1 protein-coding gene is annotated in these 214 nt (G+C 45.8%); it reads left to right on the top strand.

Annotated features, from left to right (window positions below; translation table 11 throughout):
- On the top strand, positions 1-214 hold a 214-nt coding region (locus B7695_RS07750; protein WP_142358881.1), incomplete at both ends, for a G5 domain-containing protein.

Below are 214 nucleotides of genomic sequence, written 5' to 3'. Positions count from 1 at the left end.
TCTAATGGTCAGGAAATTGACCGTCAAGAGATGTCAAATGAGGAGACCCTATCCCCAGTTACCCAGGTTGTTAAAGTTGGTACAGCTAAGCCGACCATGGTTCCGAATGATGCACCGACAGCAGAATCTCTTCCAGAGTACCCGTTAACCTTCACTGACGAAATTCGAGTAGATAAAATCAACTTCGCAGTTCGTGAAGAAGAAACGGACGAAC

It is taken from the genome of Streptococcus mitis (genome assembly GCF_002096845.1).
GTDB lineage: Bacteria > Bacillota > Bacilli > Lactobacillales > Streptococcaceae > Streptococcus > Streptococcus mitis_A.
The sequence above is the reverse complement of the archived record's forward strand: the minus strand, read 5'-3'. Positions and strand labels throughout refer to the sequence as shown.